This is a genomic window from Pseudomonas sp. GW821-FHT09D08 (genome assembly GCF_059416305.1).
Window position 1 is genome coordinate 16,090 of sequence record NZ_JBWKOX010000027.1, and the last position, 21,151, is coordinate 37,240.

Sequence of the window (21,151 nt, forward strand, 5' to 3'; positions counted from 1 at the left end):
TAGTGAAGTACACCGCGACATATTTTCCCTGGCTCATTCAACACTCAGCGCGGTTCAATGATGGCTCTTTTGAGAACAGATGTAGAAAGGGCGCTCGATGAGCTCGTTTCCCAAGAAGAGGGGATGCGATTTCAGGGGCTGGCAGTAGTACTCGGCAAGAAGTTCTGGCCCGAACTTGTCTCCCGTCAGAGGAAGAAGGATTTCGGGCTTGATGCCTACGCTCCGGCCAGTCTGGCGCCGGATAGTATTGGCAAGGGGCTCGCCGCCTCAATCACGCCGACATTGAAGAAGATTTCTGACGACGCGAAGACCGCCAAGGAAAACTTCCCTGACCTCAGGAAGCTTCTCTTTGTGACGCCCGCCAAAGTCGGTAACGCCGATCGAAGGAGGTGGGAGGAGGCAATTCCGCGAGATCACGGTGTCGAACTTCATCTCATAGAGCGCGAAGAAATCATTACGCAGATGATGATGCCGGAGAATGTCGCGCTCTGTGCGAGCTTCCTGTCTCTCCATGTCGATGCCGAACCACAGATCGCTGATCTTGTTGAAAGGGCAAAGCGTGCAGCTACGACTGTCGCGCGGGCGTGGGCAATCAGGACAAAAGGGCACCCACTTATCGATCTGGCTGCGGTGCGCCTTGACGCAGACGGCGCAGTGTCTGCCGACGTGTTATCACTGGAACAGATCGATTTGGAGTTGCAGCAGAGCGGTCGCATCGTTCTAGAGGGGCCGGCAGGACGTGGAAAAACTACGACGCTAATACAGCTCGCACAACGCGAACGCGCTGCTGGGACTGCGCTAATGGTCGAGCTTCCGGCATGGACATCATCGCAGCGAGGAATTCTCGAATATGTTGCAGGTATGCCCGCGTTCCAAGCTGAGGGGCTTACGGCTGCCGATCTGGCTCGCGTGCAGCCAACGGAGCCTTTCCTGTTCTTGCTGAACGGTTGGAATGAGATTTCGGAGTCAAATTCTTTGCGGGCGAGTGACGCACTACGGGAGCTAGAGCGAGATTTTCCGGGTGCGGGTATCATCGTCGCAACCCGTACGCATCACCTAACTCCACCACTGCCAGGTGCTGTACGGCTGCGGTTGTCGCGTCTTCAGCGTACCCAGCGGCTCAGCTACCTCGTTGCTCGACTTAAAGAACGACACGCTGAGTTGCGTGCTCGCATCGATTCCGATCGACCGCTTGATCAACTGACCCGTACGCCATTCATTCTTTCCGAAGTCGTTTCCTTGTTTGAAGCTGGTCTCGAAATTCCATCCACAAAAATTGGAATTCTAGGCAAGGTTCTTCTGCTGCAAGAGCAGCGAGACGAGCACAGAAATGCTCTGCGCGCAGCACCTATCTTCGGTTTGCAAGAAGAGTACCTGAAAGCCATCGCAACTGAGATGACCCGACTGGGCGCCACGACAATGCCTGAGGCGGATACTCGCACTGTGGTTGCTGCTATCACTCGAGATCTTTTTCAGCGAGGCCAGATCGATCAAGTGGGAGCTCCTGCGATCCTTGCGACGCTTACGGCACACCACGTTCTTGAACGCGTTGACTACCCATACGCAGCGTTTCAGTTCGAGCATCAACAGCTCCAGGAGTACTACGCTGCACTTGACGTTCGTGAGCTACTCCTTAGCCTGAAAGATGATGACTATGGATCAGTTGCCCGCTTTACGGCCAGCTATGTGAACGATCCGGTATGGGCTGAACCTCTGCGTATGATTGCAGAGACGTTCGCTGAGCAGACAGTCGACAGTGAAGTGAAAGGGCGAAATGTCAGTGGGGGGGTGAGGCTCTTGGCGATGGCACTCACCGTTGATCCTGTATTCACCGCCGAGCTTGCACAGCTTTGCGGTACGTCCGTTTGGAATGAGGTTCGCTCAAATGTCGGAGAGCGTTTCCGTACGCTTTATGCGATCGGTGGCGGCAGTTTTCAGGAGTATGTAACTTCTGCCATGCTCGCCAGCGGCGCAGACGATTTTAGCGATCTCATCGTGCCGCTTCTATCAGATCAAGACCAGCAGATACGGCTTGGCACGTATCGTCTCTGGCCGGACTTTCATGTCTCTTCGCTAGGAGAGAACTGGCGTGACCTGGTGCGTGGCTGGGGCGACGGGGCGCGCGCGGATTTCGTCTCGGAGCTGCTGCATCACCGTACTGACGACGACATCGCGATCTTTGCTGCCGAAGACTGTAGTGCCGAGGTCAAGAAGGCTGCGGTCTCCGGCCTCATGTGGACCGGCTTTGACGATGGGCTCATTCGCGTCCTTGAGTCTTTGGATGTTCCCACATTTGAGGAGGTCTGCTGTCAAAATCCCGAACGAATGCCCGGTGCTCTCATGCCGCAAGTCTTTGCGGCGATGAGGAAGTTCGTAGAGACCACCAAGGACGGTGTTGCCCGTCTGCGAGCCGCGCTCGATTTGGTCGATCTTGGACAGGCCGGAATGGATGGCGCCATTAGAAATGCTCTGGTCGAGCTGAGCCGCAGCGACATGCGAAGCCTTGGTCCAAGGTACGTCCAAACTGCGCTCAAGCACATGTGCAAGGCCGATCCTGATTGGGTAAGCGAGTGGGTAGTGGGCAGAATTGCCGAAGGCGCTCTCTACGATCCCGAATCTTGGTTGCCGTTTGCGACGGTCATTCCCGATAGCCTCATTGAGAGGTACTTGCAACGTCTCGAGACGGAAGACGTCAAGCACCCTAGCCTCACTGGCATGATGTCCATCATTGCAGCGGGTGGGGATGCGAGTCTTGCCGCGCGCGTGTTTGGGAGACTTTGCGAATTGCGACGGATGGTGGACGAAGCTCCAGATCAGCGGCATGAACTCGAGTGGGCAATTACGCGTCAGTTGGAAGCTGTGTATCGTCACCTTCCTGGCGAAGTCGCTGCAGCGGGCATTCTATCGTCCGTGAGGAGTGGCAATGCACTTGATATCAAAGTCACAGCTGGCCTGCTGAGCCGAGTCGCCAGACCGGACGCAGAAGCTTTCCAGGTTGTGAATGAGGACCTGAGGTTAGGCATTCGCATGTACTTGAAGAACAGCGTTGATGTTGTCCTGCAGCAGAATGACTTCAGCGGTGAAGAGAAGGCCAATTTAGCCTCGGCGATCGCCCAGGCGGGACAGCCAGAAGACATGGTTGATCTAGTGAAGCTCATCCGCGCGGACATTGAGCGTGTCCGTCGCGGCCGCGCTGCCCGTTTAGCGGGCGACCGCGGTCCGCTTGGTAATGGTGGTGCTATGAGCTATGCAAGTTGGCATATCTCCGCCGTCATGCAACTTCGTGAGGGTGCTTCCGAGCAGGTGCTCATTGAGTTGCTCTCAGAGCCGGAGTATTGCTCTGAGGCTGCGGCCGCGATGGCACGCGACTTCATGCCTAGCTCTGAGGGCTCTTTCAATCGGGCGCTTCGCTACGATTTGATATGGGCTGCACGAAAGGGGGGAATTGCGCTGCCCGGCAGCGATCAGCGTCGGGCACAATTCAGCGCCGCTCTCAATGCTGAGATCAAGCGCCAGCAAGAGGGGAATGTCGGTGCAGGTCTGAAAAATCTTGCAATGGCGCTTGCTGCAGTTGACGGGCTTGGATCTGCGTCAGTCGTGCTAGACGCCATTTCTACGCCCGGTCAATGGGATCACCACACTTGTCTCGATGCCTCCGAGCGTCTGTTGACGGCGGGTGTTGTTTTGCCTGTGAACATGGTGGTCGCTCTCGTTGATTCTATGGTCGAGCGTACGGACAGATGGATGCAGGATTCCGACCGGTATCTTATGCTACGTATCCTTTCACTTTGTCCATTTGTTGACGACCCCTTCGTCGGGGTGGCCAAGATACGAGATGTGCTAGAGACGCGAGGGGTCCGAGGAGGGGATCTGAGCGGGCTTATCCACGCTCTGGGTCAAAGTCGGTCGGATGCCGCCGTTGATTTCTTGTGCGAGTGGGCATCTGATGCCCGGACCTTTGAGCACTACGAGGACGACTTCATTTATGCGTTTGCATCGCTCGACACAGCGCGTGCGCGCGAGTGGCTTCTAGGGTTTGTAGATCCGGAGATTCGTGGAGTTGTGTCAGCGCGCCGCTATCATGCGAATGAAGTGCTGCTTGCGCGACTTGCAGATTTGGCCCGGCGCAGTCGCCATGTTGCAGAGCGTATGCGAGATTTATGCCAGAGCGATCTGCCGGAAGTTAGCCGGGACATCCTGTCGAGGGTAATGAGTTCGCTCGGAACATCCGAGGCTCTTGCCGCAAATCTAGATCTTATTGACGATGCTGAGGCGATGCCAATTCCCAAAGGCATCTGGGATCAGCTCGAGAGTGCGTGCGTTGAGCAGCGCCCCTTTGGACAGAGTTCTAATGTTTTCACGCAACACGCGCGTGCCTCAAATGAGTTGCGTGTGCTGCTGTTTAGAATGGCGGTTGGGGACCAGAAACGACATAAGTCTGCTTCTATCCTTCTCGGCAAAATCGAGGAGTGGCGCCTGGAGTACGGTCGACCAGCAGGCGAGCCGCGTCACCCTGATCTCGCATCCGGTCGATCTTGGCCGCCCGTGGATTTCTAAGTAATTTTCGCCAACAGGAGCAGTCGCCGCTATGCGAAGGTAGGCCTTGTCTGCCTTCAACGCTCAGCAAGGAGCTACTTATGGATATTCAGGTTTGGCAAGCCATCGTTGTGCCGCTGGCGATCGCCTTTTTGACGCTGGTGGTCACGTGGTCGAACAACTCCGCAAGCCTGTCCCATCAACGAACTCAGCGGTTGCGCGAGTTGGTGCTCGCTGGGGCTTGGAACAAGGTGCATCCCATGGTGCTGGTGTTGGATGTCCGTGAAGCCTTTGGCATGCGGATCAACTTGGACGCGCGAGCGTTGCGTCTTGCGCTTTCATACCAGGATTCCGCTTTTGGGGTATTGAGGGACTATCTGGCGGCCCGCGAGTTCGTGCGTGTCTCCGAGGACGGAAGTCGGTTTCAAAGAACTGCGCGCGCTAACGATGATCGGAACTATCGTTTCTGGCCGGCTATCGCTGCTGTGTCCGGCCTAGTCCTGTATACGGGACTCATCCTGCTCTACGCCCACCTTGCCAAGCACGAGACTGCGAGCGCATGGCTGATACTGCCGATTTCGTTCATGTGCTTCTTCGTGGCTTTCAAAGTGTCCATTGGGCTGAGCACCGCCAATCGACTGTTTAAGCTTGGCCCAGTCGTTGCTGGCGGTAGTAATCCGGTTTAAGCCCATGCGGCGGAAGTAATGCCATCGAATGCTTTGCGTCCGGCTGATCAGATAGCTGACGGTGCAGCGGTGTCCTCACCAGTGATTGAAGTGACCGATGGCGCGTCCTGTCGAGAGCCAACTGGAGATGCAAATACGCCCTTGCATTGCGTTGCCACCTGCCCCTAGGGTTCCATAGCCCAATAGCCAGCCCATCGGCCATTGATCAATGGTGAGTGAGGCGACTACTGAATCGAGCCAGCAAGGAGACAGAATGACGAAAACTTACTCTCTCAAGGTTGCCAATACTGGAAAGATCCTCAACAGCGACAGCCAGCAAGGGGCCGGCTGGGTCGATGTACTCACTCGCGCCCACCGTGTGACTCACTTCGTCTGTCTTTGCACGCAGACGGGCGAAGGACGGCTTTCAGTCAAGTTCCGCAAAAAGTACCACCTACATCGCTATGCGGGCTCTGGTCCGAATCATCGTCGGAACTGCCGCTTCTACTCGTCCGATGCCTCCAGCTCGGGGTTGCAAGGCTACAGCGTCAACGCGGTCACAGAGCTTGAGGACGGAGGGCTGAGGGTCCGGCTGGACCTTCCATTGCGTCAGCCTCGCAAAACCGATGCTGAGACCAAACCCGCGTCGCCACGCGTTGCCGGCGCGGGCGTGAAACGTGATGCGATGTCATTGCTGGGGCTCTTGCATCTGCTCTGGAGCGAAAGCGGTCTGATCAAGTGGTACCCAGCCATGGATGGAAAGCGTAACGATCGGCTTGTCGCTCGCTTGATGGCCGAGCAAGCGGAAAGGATCAACGCGGCACGAATGACGTTGAACGATGTGCTGTTGGTACCAGCCGCCGATGGCTCCGAAGAAAAGGATAAGAACCTTCAGGTCGTGGCGGATGCCCGGAAACACGGACGCAACGTGGTGGCCATCGCTCCACTGGCAAGGTACAGCCCCGATCGTGATGCTGTGCTTAAGCGACTGCCCCTGCGTAGCGCCGCCGGTATGCCAATGATGTACCTGGGCGATATCGCGAGGGCGGCGTTGAACGAGAGCTTCGCAGCCGAGCTGAATGCCTGGCAGGCGGGCGCCCAGATATATGCGATTTTGCATCTGAGCATGCGTGCTGGAACCAACCCATATGCGGATGTGAACAAGATCGGGCTGATGCGTGTGAGCGAACGCCTGATTCCGCTGGATTCCGGCCATGAGGCAACGATTGAAAAGCTGCTCTACGACAACAAACGAAGTTTCTACAAGCCACTTCGTTTTGATGCCGGGTTAGAGGCTGTGTTCCCAGACTTTTGGCTGCTGGATATGGACCGTGACTACCCGATGGAGGTGTTCGGCATGAACACGCCGAAGTACTTGACGCGGAAGGCGGTCAAGGTCGAGCACTACAACACCAACTATCCATCTGGCTGGTGGCAATGGGATGCCTACGCCACTACGACTGTTCCACCACTACCGATGTTGGTTGAGTCTGCTTAGGCAGGTACGCCTTCGTGCGAATCCAGTTCCAGCATCAGGTCGTCCCGGCGGTGGCTGACATTGACATTGGGTGGAGAAAGGGAGCCTCAAGGCGCCAGTAGGGAAGGAGGAAAGCACCCTTGAGGCTCAATCTTGCGCAAGGAACAGAGTGGCGGGCGCAGTGGGCGGTCATGAGGTGGTCCGTCACCTACCCGCCACTCCGTGACGGTGCCAGTACACCGTCGCTTGGAATCCTAAAAATCCCTGCACATCGTTTCAATACCGATGCGACGAATGACGTGGGAAGCGGACTACAACAGCATGTTGGCAGTTGAGTTACACCGGGTCGGCAGGCACATCGGCGGCCGGTTCGGCAGGCGCCAACAGCATCACCCGCGCCAACCGATATGGCAGGATCGCCACACGTCGCGCCTCGATCTTGAAGGTGACGCGCGGGTTCTCCTCGCGGTCTTCCCACTCTTCGCGCACGGTGCGGCCATCGACCAGCACACGCATGCCTTTCTGGTACAGCGCCTGCCACTGCTCGGCGTCCTGGTGCCACAGCTCCACCGGGGCCCAGTAGCCGCCGCGGTCCTCATAGCCGTCTTTGGTCGGCACTGGGTTGTCGAAGTAAACGTTGAGCCTTAGCAGGCGCCGAGGTTCGACGTTGTCGCGGGGGAATTCGCGAAATTCCGGGGCGGAGCCGATGTTGCCTTCGCCGATGAAATAGGTGCTCATGGAACCTCCGGGGCGAGGATGGGTAGGCGCTGCTGGACGATGTGCTCGGCGTGGGCCAGCTTGTCGACGGCGCTGCGGGCCAGCTGCGCCAGGTTGTGGGCCAGGCTGATCTGAGCGTTGAGCAGCACGCGTTGGCGTTCCAGCTGATACAGCTGGGGCACGAGTAGCTCAGGCGTGTTCGGGGCTAGCAAGAGCGCCTGCCACTGCTTCACGCCCATGGCCGTGCGGTCGACCCGGCGCCAGCGCAGGAAGCAGGTGCCGGCGGCCGTGGCCTGGCGATTGAGTTGCACCGGCATGAGGTGCAGTGGCGGGGTACGGGCATCCGCCAGCACGGTACGCAGATCCTGCTGGATCAGTTCATCGCGCAATTCGCAGCAGGCCTCGGCCAGCACCATCAACTCCCCCTTACCCTTGAAAAGGCCTTTTAGGGAGGCGAGCTGTTCCAGCACTTCGGCGTGGGTCAGTACGGGCATGACTGAGCCTCCTCGTCATCGCTGGCGGCATCGTCTGCAAACGTGGGCTCTGACCCAGCACCGTTGGTCTTGGTTGACCCAGGACGCCGGATCGTTGGGGCATGACGGGCACGCTGCAGGCCCTCCAGCACTGGCTGTGGCAGTTCACCCAACTGTTCGCGCGCGTGCGCCGCCCTGGCGTTGTTGGCTTGGAAATCGCTGCGGCAGACGCCGCTGGAGCGGTAGGGCTGGACCAGGCCGAACAGGCTGCGCATTTGGTGCGCACCTTCCTCCAACCAACGGTCCAGGGTGGGTGGGTCGATCAGCGCGGTGTGCTGGGCCAGCAGGGCACGTCGGGCCAGTTCATCGTAGTCGGCCAGCAGGTAGAGCCCAAGGAACCCCAGCGGAGCGTTGACCGTGACGGGCAGTTGCACGGGCTCCAGGTTGAGGTTGTCGCCCAGGCGGAGGGCGGCCGGGGCTTGGGTCAGGGCGTCGCTCAGTTGGGCGCGCAGGTCGAGCAGGGCGGCGCGGGTGCTGTCGAGTTTGGCTTCCACTTGCAGCAGCCAGGCATCTGCATACGGGTCGTCCAGCGCGGCGTCGCGGTGGATGCGGTTGAGCATGGCAACAAACGCGCTCAGGCCGAAGATGCCGTGCAGCTCGGCGGCAGGCAGGCGGCCTTGCCACAGGCGGATGGCATGGTGGGTGTGCAGGGTCAGCTGCATATCGCTGCGCAGGCGACCGAGCGGGGCGTGGTCGGTGAGGGCCATGGGCAAAGGGCTCGAAGGCAAGTCGAGGGCTTAGCGTGGCTGGTTCGGTACCCGGTGTCTGTGGGCAATGCACACGCGCGGTGTTCCGGATTGCCGCGCTGATTATGTCAGTGACATAAGTCGTTGGCAGACATCGTTGGAACAGGGCACGGGGGTTAGCGGATGCCGAGTAGCTCGCGCAGGGTCGCCAGGTGGTGGCGCGCATTGTCTAACCGCGCTTGTTGCTGTTCGGGCGATAGCGGCGCCGGTGCGGGTGGTGGTGAGGCTGGTTTGGCCTTGGTCGCCCAGGGGTGGAAGTCGCCACGCAGGGCCTTTTGCAGGATGCCGAACAGGTAGGCCGCAGGGCGTTGCACACCACCGGTCGCGCAGCGCACCTGCCATTCGTCCAGCACCGCCTGGCGCAATTCTGGTTCCACTCGTTGCAAGGTGGCCAATGCGGCGCTCTGCTCTTCCGGGCGCAGTTGGGCAAAGCCGGGTGGCAGCGTGGCCGGATTCGTTTCCCGCGCGCGCGGTATACAAAAGCTTTTACTGATACTAAATACAGTACTAGGCGCCTGCTTCGGATTCCGAAGGCAGGCGGAATTCGGGGCTTTCAGACCTGCTTCGGAATCCGAAGCAGGTGAGGTGATTTCGGATTCCGAAGTAGGGTTGCCTTCGGAATCCGAAGTACGTGCTGCGGTGAGCTGTGAGATCAGGGAGGGCGGTGGTGGCTGGATGTTGGTGGCGCTTTCCAGCCAATCAGCCAACCGTTGCAGGCGCTCCGGCAGAGGGCGGGTGGACAACAGTGGATCTTCGGCGAGTGCCTGCAGCGCGTCATAGGCCACCCATTGCACCGCCTTGCTGGCGTGGGTCAGCGACTGGCTGAGCAGCTCCAAGTACTCGGCGTCCAGGCGCAGCGCCTCGAAGGGTGATAGCGGCGCTTCGTGCAGCACGTAGAGATTGCCCTGCCATTGGCCGTGACTTCCCGGCCGACGCCGGCGCGCCAGGCTGAGCCAGCGGCACAGGCGCAGCACGGTCAGCGCCCGTGCGACGGTTTCGCAGGAGGCTTGGCTGGCGCAGGGGGAGGTGGTGAGGAAGGGGCGCAGGCGTTCATAGGTGGGCAGGGCGGTGACGCCATCGCCATTGAGCAGCAGGCGGATCACCTGCCAGGCATTGCGCTCCAGCGGGGACAAGCGGCGGTCCAGCAGCAGGGCGCGCGGCACGCAGTCATGCAACTGGCCGCTGTATACAAAGTCATCGCGGGGCAGTGGCCGGACCGGTGTGGTAGTGGGCGGCTCGGGACGGCGCGCCATGGTTCAGACCAGTTTCTGTTCGACCCAACCCTGGATCGTGGCCCACACCACCGACAGCGGCAGGGCCATGTCTTCGGCCACTTCCAGCGCCAGTTGCAGCATCGCCGTGTCATCGGCCAAGTCGAGCTGGCGTTGATCGCGCAAGGGTTTCCAGCGCCGCCACAGTTCGGTGTCCTGGGCCTCGTCGAGAGTGGGATGGCGGCCGCGGCGCTTGGGCAGGCCGAGTACCTCGCGCCGGGTCGCCACTTCCTGGTGGGGCAGGCCGTGGTAGCGGCTCATCATCTCGGTGCTGGCGCCGGCACGCAGCAGGCGGTCGATGGTGGCGACTTCCTCGTTGACCACGATGGCCTGGGTCAGGATGCGCTGCACCACCGCCGGGTTGACCGTGACTTTGCACCAGCAGACCTGGGCGTTGATCAAGACGCTGAGCAGCTCCGGGCGCTTGAGTGCGGCCAGTTGCTGCTCGGTAAAGCCCATTGCCAGGCAGCGGCGTAGTTGGCCGTTGCGAAGGTCTTGCAGTGCCTGGGCGATCACTGCTTGGTTCAGTGGTTGCCGTGTCTTCATCGCGGTTCACCGGCATGGGGCAACTGGCGCGCGAGCTTGATCAGGCGAAACAGTTGAGCCAGCGCCGTATCGTCCAGCCAAGGGGCGTGGGATGGGGTGCCGCATAGCAGAGCGCCGATGTCGGCTGACGTGGCATTGACCGGATCAGTCAACGTCTGCCAAAACCCGAGCAGAGCCTGGCCTTGCGCGGGTAGGGTGCCGGGATCCTCACAGTGGCAGGCGAAGCCCAGGCCCTCGGCCTGCGCCAGGACTTCAATCGTTGGCGCGCAGCTTTCGGTGATCGCCTGTGCCAGCTCAGCAATGCGCTTTCGCAGCGGTTCGCCATTCGGTGCTGCGGCATTCGTCGGCGGTGGGGTAAAGGTCGCGGCCGTCGGCAGCTTGCCTGGTTCAGGGTGCGGCAGCGGTACTTCGGGCTCCAGCAACTGGCTGAGCAGGTCGCGATGCAGTTCTGTTTCGCCCAGGTCCAGCGCCAGATCGTCATAGCCCAGTTCTAGGCGCTGGGCCAGATCGCCGATCAGCTCATCGCGTGCCCGCTCCACCGAAAACTGCCCCTGACTGCTGTCGCAGCGCGCCAGGCTTTGTTCAAAGGCTGGCGCGAACTCGTCCTCGGCGTCGGGAGCATGTTGCTGCCAGGTGTGCTGCGCGGCCTTGCGCAACGCCAACAGCTTGCGGATCTGTGGCCGCCCCAGCCCGGCATACAGCGCCTCCGGAATGGCCGGCAACAGGTACTGCAGGGTGTCGCCCATGCGGCTGATCGCCGGCTGGTCCACCGGGTAGCCGTCCTCGGTCAGGCGTTCGGCGAGCTCGCGCTGGCTCAGCGCATGCCCGCATTCCTCCTCATACAGCTGCCGCGCCTGATCCACCGCCTGGCTGCGCTCGATAAAGCTGAGGCTGCCGCGCAACTCGTTCTCGGCCAGGTGCCCGGTCAGGGCCAGGATCTCGCCGCGCGCGGTCCAGGGGCGGAACAGGCACAGGAAGCTGTGGAAACGTTCCTCGCCGGTTTCTTGCCACAGCTCGTTGAGAATCGCTAGGCGGGTGTTGCCGCCGTTGCGGATGATGAAGTGTTCTTCGCCTGGGCGGCGGGTGATGTTCGGTGGCTGGTCCAGGCCGCGTTGGCGGATCGAGGCCTTGATCGCCTGATACTGCGGGTTCGGCGCTCGGCGTGGGTCGAAATGGTACGGGCGCAGTTGCTCCAGGCTCACCTGCATCGGGGTGTCCACCACCGGATCGCTGGCTACCTGTGCAGGCGGCACGCCGCGCGTAAATGGCGTGGCCAGCAGCTGGGCGGCCAGGTCCGGGGCGGTTGGCTTAGCCATGGTCATTACTGTCGCTGGGTGTGCGCCGCCGCACCACCGGGCGCCTGTCGTTGGCGCGGGCGCCAGTGTGGATCGGGGTGAAGCCAGGCTTGCGCAGGGTCAGGTGCAGGTCGGGGCTGATCTCCACCCGCCAGCCTTCACGCAGGGCCATCAGGATCAACCGACGCAGGCGGCGCGGTAGGCGATTACTGTCCATGCTGACGTCCTCCGCGACCAGTGACCGTGGCGAAGCGCGCCACCCAGGCCGGGAACAGCTCCCCTGCCAGGGCGCGCATGGTCTCCAGTGCAGCAGGGGCCACGCGCCCGGACGGCTTGCGGTACTCGACCCGATGCACCGGCCATTGCTGGGTAGCGGCGCGCGGGTAGGCATCGATCGCCGGCACGGCGGTGTGCAGCACCTGGACACCGCCGGTGTGGCTGAACACCTGGCGCAGGGCCTGTTGGATCTGCCGCGCATCGACCGACACCGGATGCACGCGGTTGATCAGCAGGTACAGCGGCGGCGGCTGGATGCCGAGGTGACGGTAGGGCGCTATATCGTCCAGTAACCGCAGGGTGCCGCGGCGCAGTTCGCGGGCGGCGAGGATTTCCGGGGTGACGGGTGACAGTGCCAGGTCCGCGGCCAGCACCGCCATCTCCAGCAGCACAGTGCGCGCGCCCTGGGTGTCGATCAGCAGCAGGTCGTAGTGGGCCTGAAAGATCGGCAGCAGATTGCGTAGCCGCAAGCGGCCATCGGGTGCATGCAGCAGCAAGGTGCCGAGCTGGCCCAACTCGTCATTGGAGACGATCAGGTCCAGACCGGGGATGCTGGTGCGCGACACCAATCGATCCAGGTCGCGCTCGTTGCAGGCCAGCAACTCGTAAGTACCGGCCGAGGCTTGGTAGGTCAGTGCGAAGTAGCTGGACAGGGTCGGTTGCACATCCAGATCCAGCAGTAATACTCGCAGGCCGGCGTCGGCGGCAAAGCCACCGAGGTTGGCCGCGGTGGTGGTCTTGCCGACGCCGCCTTTGGAGGAAGCTATGGCCACAATACGCATGGTCTTCTCCCGTCAGTCGCGTTCGGCGCGGCGTTCGGCGATCCATTGCTCAACCTCAAGCGAATCCCAACCCACCGCACGGATGCCCAGTGGAAAACTCTTGGGAAAGCGCCCGGCGCGCATCAGCGCATATAGGTGGGCGCGCTTGAGGCCGGTCTTGTGTTCGACATCGACCCGGCGCAGCACGCGGTGCTCGGCGTGCAGGGGTTCTGTGGAGATGTTGTCAGTCATGGTGATCACTCCCGAAGGCTTGTTAGGGGTGATCGGTATTCAATAGTCCGCGTCAGCCTACGGCTACCGCAACTGCGGGGGACTCGGCCGCAGTTGCGGTTCCGGGGACTAGCTCAAGCGCCCAGGCTGCGGCGAGCCGAGGCGAAATGCTTCTGCATCGTGCGCTCGGTGATGCCGACACGCCGGGCCGACAGTTGGTGCGTTTGGACGATGCGCGATGTTTCGCCTGGTCGAGGGGCGGGTTCCTTGTGTCTGATTCTTTCTGGCTTTGATCAATATCAGGTGCATCGGCTGACTGACACTTCGCACCACGTTGCAGTGCATCCAATCGACGAAGGTGCTAAACCTATGCGGTGACGTAGAACGTCAGCTTCATCACATTGACCAATCAAGGTAGGGAATGCGTTATGAATGCCATGGACGATGACATGTTGGACCCAAGCCTGACGAGTGAGTACAAGTCACCCTCTGCGTTCGCTGGCCAGAAGTTGTTTGTCCAGGGCGATGACTGGCAGAACAACGCCATGCTGGGTTGGACACACTTCCCTATGGATCTATACGCAGCGGGGTACAAAGATGCAGCAGATGGGTTGCTATACGCATTGGCAGATCGTCGCGTAAGTCTTGATAGCGTGATCTATCCGCTGGTGTTTCTGTATCGCCAAGGTCTTGAGCTTCAGCTGAAATTGATCCTGCCTTTAGCAAGGCGGTTAGCTGATCGTGCTCCTAAGGACGATCACGATCACAGGCTCATGCCTTTGTGGCGGGAGCTGCGCGAGCTTGCAGAAAAGCTTGATCCTCAAGAGGATGATAAAGAGCTACCTGCCATGGAAGAGTTCATCCAGCAGTTGGATGATGTTGATCCAGGTTCATTTTCTTTCCGATACCCAACCACCAAGAAAGGTGAGGTATCGCTACCAGAGTTGCGCCATATCAATGTGCGGCAGCTCAGCGAGATCATGGATAGCGTTTTCATGATGATGGTCGGAATTCATTCATCGCTAGAGGTCATGGATCAGTCGCCAGGCTATTAGATTGGCCGGTAGCCGTAGGTGTTGCTTCAGCAATGAAATATGACTAGGTGCTTGGGCGGCACCACACTTTTTAGATGCCTCAATGCGTACCGTACAGCGTGCGGTACTTCGAGAGTACCTGCTAGGTCAGTCGGTAGCTATTGACCTGGAGCGGGGCCGCAACTGCGAATTGCGGTCGCAGTTGCGGTCGCAGACGGCAGGTTCAGGCGCCCAGGCTGCGGCGAGCCGCGGCGAAATGCTTCTGCATCGTGCGCTCGGTGATGCCGACACGCCCGCCGTGGTAGGAAATGATCGCCTGGATGATCGACGAGTCACTGTCGAACTGACTGTAGCGTTGCCCGCCGGGGGAGCTGCCGCGCAGGACCGTCAGCAGGCCACCGATGATGTTCAACAGGGCAGAGCGGCCACGGTCACTGAGTTCTTCGCCGGGAGGGGCCAGGTGTCGCAACTTAGCCAGGTCGCGCTCCAGCAGGGCCTTCTGCTCTTTCAACTGAGCCCCGTTCTTGGCGCACATTTCGAGTTGCACTTTCAGTTCCGTGTGGTTGGCCGACATCTCCTGCATCGCGGTCCACGTCAGGCCGCGACGTTCGGCAGGCCCATACAAAAACCTTGGCTTGTCTGCCGGATAGTGGAGTTGCATCCAGGCTTTCAGGTGCGGCTCGCAGATGCTCAGTTCAGGGGACTCCAGCAGGCTTTTGTCCTGGCAGATGATGCCGTGCTTGCCGAAGGGTAGGTCGCCGTTGTACAGCGCGCAGTAGATGCGCTCGCTGTTCAAATGCAGGTTTGGCCAGCGTGGGAAGTCGTCCTTGGTCGGGCGTAGACGGTCGCCGAGTTGTGCCAGGATTGAGGTTTCGAAGTGATGCAGGTCACTCCAGCGGATCGCTGCTTCAATCGGGTGGTAATAGGCTTTCATCAATGAGGTAGTAAGTTCGCGCATGATCGATACCTTGCATGAATGGTGAAGTCATCAATGGGTTCCTTGGTTGGGCGGCTGTTGTAGTGATGGGAGTGCGGGGCTATTCCCGTAGCCGTCGTGGCTATCATCCAACGAAATGGAGGTCTTGGGTGGGCAGAATTCAGGCCAAAGTGGAGAGTGTTGTCACGTTGTGGTGCACACGCTTTAGGCAACATGGGGCACCTGGTCATCGCGCCTGATCAGGTGACATCAGCCGTTACATTTTTCAGTGTGTAGCACCCTGAGCTTGTTCGTCGAGGTTCGACCTGGACGCGCCGAGGAGGAGTGACGGTCGCAAAGCCTTGCTCGACTTCTTGGCTTGCGATCTACGGAATGAATGACGTACGCTCTGTCCAAGGCACCCGGTAGGTGCCAGCCGTCCACAAATGGCAAAGCCCAGGCTCTACCGTGACAGTTCCAACCGCCCTGTATTGGGTTCTTGTAGTGGACACTAGGCCCGGCCCTGGAGGCTGAGATGCAACACACCATCACTTTTGCTGACGTTCACCGCGTTAAGCGCCACGCCAAAAAAATCAAAGTCGACTTCCCTGATCTCCCGCACAGCAAGCGCCTGGACAAGGCGGCTGTTGAGATCTGCGGTGCCCGCAACTTCCACGAACTGAACCGTTGGTTTGAGCGCGCAATCAACCAGCATGTCGATACGCCTGACGAGCCTAATAGCGTTAGCCATTGTCGTTACTGCGACTTTCGCTTCGCAGCTGATCACAAGCCAGATCAGAAGGCGCACCGGGAGTTCCATGAAGCCTTCATGGAGGCTGAGGAAAAGTTGGCGTACCGACCTGGAACTTACGTTGAGCGCGAGCGTATGAAGAAGGATGGCTACCATCAAATGAACCATGGCGAACATGAAGAAGATCGCGTGGCAGGTCTGCTTATGGTTACACGGGGATGGTTCGATCGATCATTGAGCATGGCGATTGAGGCTGGCTGCTGGTCAAAGCACCCAACTTTCGAGGTCTTTGTCGCGATGATGGTTCCGCACTTAGAAACAATGGACCTTGAGTTGTCTATGCTCCTGGCAGAGCGATACGGTCGGACCTCTGGAGCTTTCAAGACTGGACAGACTATTTGGTCGGCCAGATGAGTCTGTGAGCCACAGAGCCTGGAGCGAAGTTGGCTCCGGGCTTCAGGTGCTGAGGTTTCGGTGGATGCTACTGCTATGGTCAGAAGCAAAGAGTCGTATTTTAGATGGTGCGACGTGTGATGAACTTCAGTCCCTCTATTGCTTTTGTGGCCATGTCGCTGATGCACGATCTTCCACGTTCTATTGCACTCTTAGGTAGCCAATGAGTCTTGCCGGTATTCGATCAAATCGAGGGGATAGCTATCAGACGCTGGTCGCTATGCGATGGGCGATCACGATGCTTTCTGACGCCGAATACCAATGGCTGGAAGTTGATTCCACTCGTTGGTTGGTGGACGACGTTGTTGTAGGACGGGTTGATGGAGTGATCATCTGCTGTCAGTGTAAAAAGAATCAACCTGATTTTAAGCCGTGGACTATTGGTGATCTTTCAAGTGAGTTCGAGAAGGCGTCGTTGCTGCTGGCGAAAGAGGCGAGCGCAGAGGTTCGCTTCTATTCAAGGGGGACATTCGGTCTAGTTGCGAAGCTGCGGGAGCATTGTGCGACGCAACCCGATGAGGGGGGCTTCCGCAGCAGTCTCACTGCGGCGCACGTGGCAGTTGATGAATCTTTGGGAAGCACCTTCAGTCCCGAAGTGTCTCTCACTACGTATGAATTTCTGCGTCGCACTACATTTCACAACACAGACGATTTCAGTGATCTTGAAGCATCATTGCTTGAGCGGTTGCGTGGATTGGCAACCAATCCGCGAGCTGCCTACGACACGCTCTGGCATCGTCTCGATCAACTGGCTTCGCGGATCGCATCTAGTGGCTCAGATGCGGCGTGTGTTCAGCATCGTCTGACTAGGGATGATCTCGTTGCTTTGTTGACGCAATCGGGATCAATGCTCGCGCCACAAATGAGCGAGACTGAAATTCGAGTCTCGCTCAGTAATGTATCCGCAATTGGGCGGAGTTGGCGGCGAGAGATAGGTGGAAAGCAGCTTGCAAATCGTATTGTGGAGGATTTGCTTTCTGCTATCGACAGTGGGAAGCGTTCAATCCTGCTCACCGGGCTGCCTGGCTCGGGGAAAACGTGTGCTCTCCTTGCTGTGCAAGAAGCCCTGGAGCTTCGAGCCAAGTGTGATAGTTCGCTGGTACCGATGTTCATTCAGTCGCGAGAGTTCGCTGATCTTGCTAATGCCAGGGATCGGGAGGCTCAGGGCTTGTGCGAAGACTGGGTTGAGAGGGTGGCGCGGCTTGCTGACAAGGCTCGCGTTGTCATTGTTGTTGACTCTCTCGATGTACTTTCAATCTCGCGGGAGCATGCGGCACTCACGTACTTCTTGGCGCAGATCGACAGGCTTTTGTTGATCAAGAACGTGACGGTGCTGACAGCCTGTCGTGATTTCGACCGCCGCTACGATCGTCGCCTTGCAGTACGTGCTTGGGAATGTGAGCTAGCTTGCCAGCCTTTGGATTTTGATCGCGAAGTTCTACCACTACTCCAGTCATTGAGTATTGATACTGCTGGGGTTGACGGCCCGACGCGGACGCTCATCCAAAATCATCGAGAGTTGGCAATATTCATTGAACTCGCGCAGTTGGAGGGTGGGTTTAGTGTTGTGACCGGTCAGGGTTTAGCGCAGAGATACCTGGATACCCTGGTCCGCGCAGACGAGAGACTGGGTGATGCAGCAATCAAGGCAATCGAATCGGTTGCCGACGAGATGCTCAACACTCGAAGTCTTACGATTCCTGCTCAACGATTCGAGGGCGATCAGGGCATCCTCCGGGTGCTCCTTAGTCACAACGTGCTGCATCAAGCTGTAGATGGGCGGGTGGGATTCGGGCATCAAACATTGCTAGATGTGCTAGTGATTAGCTCTGCCATTCGTAGGGGGATGACCCTCAATGGGTTTATCGAGAGCTTGTCGCCTGCGCCATTCGTCAGGCCTAGTATTCGCAGCTTTGTGGCTCAGCTGGCTCTTGGTGATCGTCGAGCTTTTAGGATTCAATTGCGCGCTGTTCTTATGGGGGCGAGCCCTTTTCACGTGCGTCGCCTAGTCGCTGAATCATTCGCTGATCGAGTGCCGCAGGATGACGATTGGTCGCTGCTTCGTGTTCTGCGTAGAGATTGCAATGATGTTTTTCAGGTCATTTATTTGCAAGGCAAGGCCGTTGAGTGGGGGGAGTTCTGGTTCAAGCATCTAGTCCCTGTGTTGAGAGAGGAGAGAGACCAGGAAGCGTTGATGATGCACATGCATAGATCCTCGGCGTGGGTCAACGAGACTCCATCTTTGGTGCTGCCATTCTGGACCGAGCTGCTTGAAGTTGACTGGATGGATAAAGAGCTTGTAGCAAGCAGGCTGGGGTACTTGCTGTCAGATGTGGCGCCTGCCCACGCGGCCCTTACCGGGAAGTTGGTGGAGATCCTTATTCGTATGCCTGTGCAAGAGCATAGCCACTTGGGGCGATCCATTGTGCGTTGCATTGATGCCGGGGTTGTATCGGATCAGGTGCTATGGAGATTCGTGGCGGGAGGCGTCACCGATGACGATGTGCGTGATTTCCACAATGTTGGTTCTAAACTGAAATTGCAGGACTATGAGTTCGGTGACAGGTGCAAAGGCTACATTGCGGAGCGTCTGAAGACGTCGGTCGAACTATTGGGCCTTGCGATAGAATCGATAGAGACTTGGAGTCGATTCAGGATAGATGCACTCGGCGAGTGGGCAGCTGAGAGCTCCGGGTTCTTGCGGAGTACTTCGTATAAGTCCGTTCGATCAAAGCGCGATTTCCAGCATGCAGAGTCCGATGTCCTGCTCATGAGCGCAATCGAGTCTGCTGTGATCAAACATGCTTCACTTGATTCGGAGTGGTGGCGTTGCAACCGTGAGCGGCTCTGTTTCAGTCATGAAGGGGCTCTGCGTTACTTTGGGATGCTCTCTTGCAAAGAATCTCCAGGCTGCAATGTGGATCTCGCAGTACGCCTGTTCTGTGATCAGCCTTTGGAGGATTCTGAGTTTTTGTATGAACTTGGCCTTCTTGCCAGGGTGGCGTTTGTTCATTTTGACCATGGTCAGCAGGACTCTGTGATGGCTGCCGTACTAGCGATTGCGGATTGTGTTGATCCAGATGAGCGGGAGATTTTTTGGCGGCGAAATGCTCAGGCTCGGCTTATTGCATGTATTCCATGTCATCTGCGCCCGATCGAGGCGCAGTTGCTGCTTGAAGAGGTGATCCAGAAGGAAGGCGCCTTTGTCGATACGCCACCAATTGAGTCATGGGGCGGGATGGTTTCGGCCCCCTTTCTATACAGCGTCTTTCTTGAAACGAGCGACTGTGGTGTGCTGCGACTTCTAAGGCACTACACCGGTTACGAGCGAGGCTTTGTAGAACACTTGGTTGGTGGTGAAGGAGAGGTCGCGTCGATGCTTCGGGAGGCAGCATCTCGCAGCCCGGATCGATTCATTGGCATCATGCTAGAGAGCTGGGGTGAGATTTCGTCGGTTTTCCGCGATGCGATCATGAGTGGGGTTGGAAACTGCCTGGCACATCTTCACGGAAGCTTGCGCTCTGAAACGTCCTGGGCACCTATTGCCGCGGTAGACGGAGCGTCGTTGGCGAAAAAGATCATTTATGCGTTGCGGCACCATGCAGAGTACTGGGCGCAGAACCGTGCGGCGTCGAATGCGTTGAATGCCTGCGCTCATGTGGTTGTTGATGTGGACGAGATCCTTCGGCTGGTAAATCTGAGCGAGAAGTTTCTGAAGATGCAAGAGGAAGCATCGATCAGTGGAGATGGGGTAGGCCATCTGGATGTTGGGATAAATATGGCCCGTGGGCATATTGCCGAGGCACTCGTTGTTTTGGCTACCAATCTGCTGGAGAGCGGCACTCTGATGCCTGGCGAGTTGTTGGGGCTTCTGCGCAGTTTTGCTGATGAGAAAAGCCCAGCAATAGCTGCTGTCATTATTCGCCGCCTACCGTATCTGCAGAGTCTGGAGTCTGGCTTAGGCTGGGATTTGTTCGATCGTTGCATGGAAGGCGGGTCGTCCGGTTTATGGGGCGTCGCTGAGCCCTGCCTCTACTATGCGTACTACAATGATTTTGCGCGTGTATCGGCGTGGCTGAAGCGCATTCGCCAAGAAGGTGTCGGAAAAGATTTCGAGACCTGGGGGAGAATATCCGCTCTGGCCGCTTTGCCAGACCATGGCCGTACTTCTGAGCTTCTGAGGGATCTTTCCGCTATAGATGAAGAAGCAGCGTGGCATGGAGCTTCGATCGTATGGTCGAATGCCGGTAATTTCAGTAGGTATCGCAGCCAATGCATTGCAGGCCTTGAGTATGGTCTGTCTTCTGATTCACATGGAAACGCTGTGGCGCAACGGATGAGCCAACTGTTTCATGGTGATGCTGCGAGCGTGCCCTCTGATCTCGTGCGCCACTACTTCGGTACTCGCGAGGCAAGTGGTAAAGCGAATGCGCACATGTATGGTTTAGATGAATGGCTAAACTCCACTGCGCAGAGAGATCCCGCTGAGGCGCTCACGATCTTCGAACTGTACCTAGGCTTCGTGCGTGACAAGGGCGGGCACATGTATGACCATGGTGGCAAGTTTACTCAGCTACTTACGCGTCTATTTGCGGAAGCAGAAGAGTGGGAAGAGGCCGATGGAGGAGTGATGTTGCGACGAGTCGTTTCGGTGCAAGACGAATTATTGTCTCGAGGGGTTTCCGGCGTCAGTGAGTGGCTGGCGGCTGCGGAGAGGCCGTAAATTTCTCCGCGATAGCTATAAGGCAGTGTGTGGTTTGCGTGTTCATCGATTGATCAGGCCTGCATTGCTGGCTGCCTTATTTTGTACAACCAAGCTTGTTGCATGAGTCAGCTGCCAATGCTCTGGCCAACTGATGCTGGGCCTGAGATGCCGTAGGCCGAAGGAGGACGCAGTACTCTGATACAGGGCTGAATCAGGGTGATCCCTCAGTGTGGTGTTT

Annotated in this window: 16 protein-coding genes; 6 read left to right on the forward strand and 10 right to left on the reverse strand. The window is 58.4% G+C overall.

Going from position 1 to position 21,151, the window contains the following annotated elements; genetic code table 11:
- Nucleotides 1-57 precede the first annotated feature (57 nt).
- The 3 genes from AC07OP_RS28700 (at nucleotide 58) to AC07OP_RS28710 (ending at nucleotide 6,699) form a co-directional block, all read left to right on the forward strand.
- On the forward strand, nucleotides 58-4,557 hold the full coding sequence (locus AC07OP_RS28700; RefSeq protein ID WP_495103017.1) for an NACHT domain-containing protein: 4,500 nt from the start codon (nucleotides 58-60) through the stop codon (nucleotides 4,555-4,557).
- An 80-nt stretch (nucleotides 4,558-4,637) separates the two neighbouring features.
- Complete coding sequence (locus tag AC07OP_RS28705) at nucleotides 4,638-5,222, forward strand: hypothetical protein (RefSeq protein WP_495103018.1); 585 nt, start codon at nucleotides 4,638-4,640, stop codon at nucleotides 5,220-5,222.
- A gap of 253 nt (nucleotides 5,223-5,475) precedes the next feature.
- Nucleotides 5,476-6,699: a DUF1173 family protein gene (locus AC07OP_RS28710; protein WP_495103019.1), complete on the forward strand. Its 1,224-nt coding sequence runs from the start codon at nucleotides 5,476-5,478 to the stop codon at nucleotides 6,697-6,699.
- A gap of 315 nt (nucleotides 6,700-7,014) precedes the next feature.
- Here AC07OP_RS28710 and AC07OP_RS28715 read toward each other — a convergent pair whose 3' ends face one another.
- The 9 genes from AC07OP_RS28715 to AC07OP_RS28755 all read right to left on the reverse strand — a co-directional run bounded on the left by AC07OP_RS28715 (nucleotide 7,015) and on the right by AC07OP_RS28755 (nucleotide 13,075).
- Complete coding sequence (locus tag AC07OP_RS28715; protein ID WP_495103020.1) at nucleotides 7,015-7,416, reverse strand: single-stranded DNA-binding protein; 402 nt, start codon at nucleotides 7,414-7,416, stop codon at nucleotides 7,015-7,017.
- On the reverse strand, nucleotides 7,413-7,889 hold the full coding sequence (locus AC07OP_RS28720) for a DUF3158 family protein (protein WP_495103021.1): 477 nt from the start codon (nucleotides 7,887-7,889) through the stop codon (nucleotides 7,413-7,415). Before AC07OP_RS28720 ends, AC07OP_RS28715 begins: the two co-directional genes overlap by 4 nt.
- Nucleotides 7,877-8,635 (reverse strand): PFL_4669 family integrating conjugative element protein, encoded by a 759-nt coding sequence (locus AC07OP_RS28725; RefSeq protein ID WP_495103022.1) that lies wholly within the window; start codon nucleotides 8,633-8,635, stop codon nucleotides 7,877-7,879. The genes AC07OP_RS28720 and AC07OP_RS28725 overlap by 13 nt, the downstream gene beginning before the upstream one ends.
- A gap of 155 nt (nucleotides 8,636-8,790) precedes the next feature.
- Nucleotides 8,791-9,927, reverse strand: coding sequence for an STY4528 family pathogenicity island replication protein (locus tag AC07OP_RS28730; protein WP_495103023.1), 1,137 nt, complete (start codon nucleotides 9,925-9,927; stop codon nucleotides 8,791-8,793).
- Between the two features lie 3 nt (nucleotides 9,928-9,930).
- Nucleotides 9,931-10,491, reverse strand: coding sequence for a DUF2857 domain-containing protein (locus AC07OP_RS28735; RefSeq protein WP_495103024.1), 561 nt, complete (start codon nucleotides 10,489-10,491; stop codon nucleotides 9,931-9,933).
- Nucleotides 10,488-11,807 carry a ParB family protein gene (locus AC07OP_RS28740; protein WP_495103025.1) on the reverse strand — a complete coding sequence of 440 codons (1,320 nt, stop codon included), beginning with the start codon at nucleotides 11,805-11,807 and terminating at the stop codon, nucleotides 10,488-10,490. The genes AC07OP_RS28735 and AC07OP_RS28740 overlap by 4 nt, the downstream gene beginning before the upstream one ends.
- Nucleotides 11,800-12,003 (reverse strand): hypothetical protein, encoded by a 204-nt coding sequence (locus AC07OP_RS28745; protein ID WP_495103026.1) that lies wholly within the window; start codon nucleotides 12,001-12,003, stop codon nucleotides 11,800-11,802. The genes AC07OP_RS28740 and AC07OP_RS28745 overlap by 8 nt, the downstream gene beginning before the upstream one ends.
- Nucleotides 11,993-12,844, reverse strand: coding sequence for a ParA family protein (locus AC07OP_RS28750; RefSeq protein ID WP_495103027.1), 852 nt, complete (start codon nucleotides 12,842-12,844; stop codon nucleotides 11,993-11,995). Before AC07OP_RS28750 ends, AC07OP_RS28745 begins: the two co-directional genes overlap by 11 nt.
- A 12-nt stretch (nucleotides 12,845-12,856) precedes the next feature.
- Nucleotides 12,857-13,075: an AlpA family transcriptional regulator gene (locus tag AC07OP_RS28755; protein ID WP_495103028.1), complete on the reverse strand. Its 219-nt coding sequence runs from the start codon at nucleotides 13,073-13,075 to the stop codon at nucleotides 12,857-12,859.
- A 407-nt stretch (nucleotides 13,076-13,482) separates the two neighbouring features.
- Between AC07OP_RS28755 and AC07OP_RS28760 the strand changes: the two genes are divergently transcribed.
- Nucleotides 13,483-14,109: a hypothetical protein gene (locus tag AC07OP_RS28760; protein WP_495103029.1), complete on the forward strand. Its 627-nt coding sequence runs from the start codon at nucleotides 13,483-13,485 to the stop codon at nucleotides 14,107-14,109.
- A 202-nt stretch (nucleotides 14,110-14,311) separates the two neighbouring features.
- Here AC07OP_RS28760 and AC07OP_RS28765 read toward each other — a convergent pair whose 3' ends face one another.
- The gene (locus tag AC07OP_RS28765; protein ID WP_248486896.1) at nucleotides 14,312-15,046 is read right to left on the reverse strand and encodes an ATP-binding protein; all 735 of its coding nucleotides are present in this window, start codon (nucleotides 15,044-15,046) and stop codon (nucleotides 14,312-14,314) included.
- Between the two features lie 493 nt (nucleotides 15,047-15,539).
- Between AC07OP_RS28765 and AC07OP_RS28770 the strand changes: the two genes are divergently transcribed.
- Together AC07OP_RS28770 and AC07OP_RS28775 are read left to right on the forward strand one after the other, a co-directional pair.
- Nucleotides 15,540-16,169, forward strand: a complete 630-nt coding sequence (locus AC07OP_RS28770; protein WP_495103030.1) for a hypothetical protein — start codon at nucleotides 15,540-15,542, stop codon at nucleotides 16,167-16,169.
- Nucleotides 16,170-16,446: 277 nt separating this feature from the next.
- Nucleotides 16,447-20,931: an AAA family ATPase gene (locus AC07OP_RS28775; RefSeq protein WP_495103031.1), complete on the forward strand. Its 4,485-nt coding sequence runs from the start codon at nucleotides 16,447-16,449 to the stop codon at nucleotides 20,929-20,931.
- The last annotated feature ends 220 nt before the right edge of the window (nucleotides 20,932-21,151 follow it).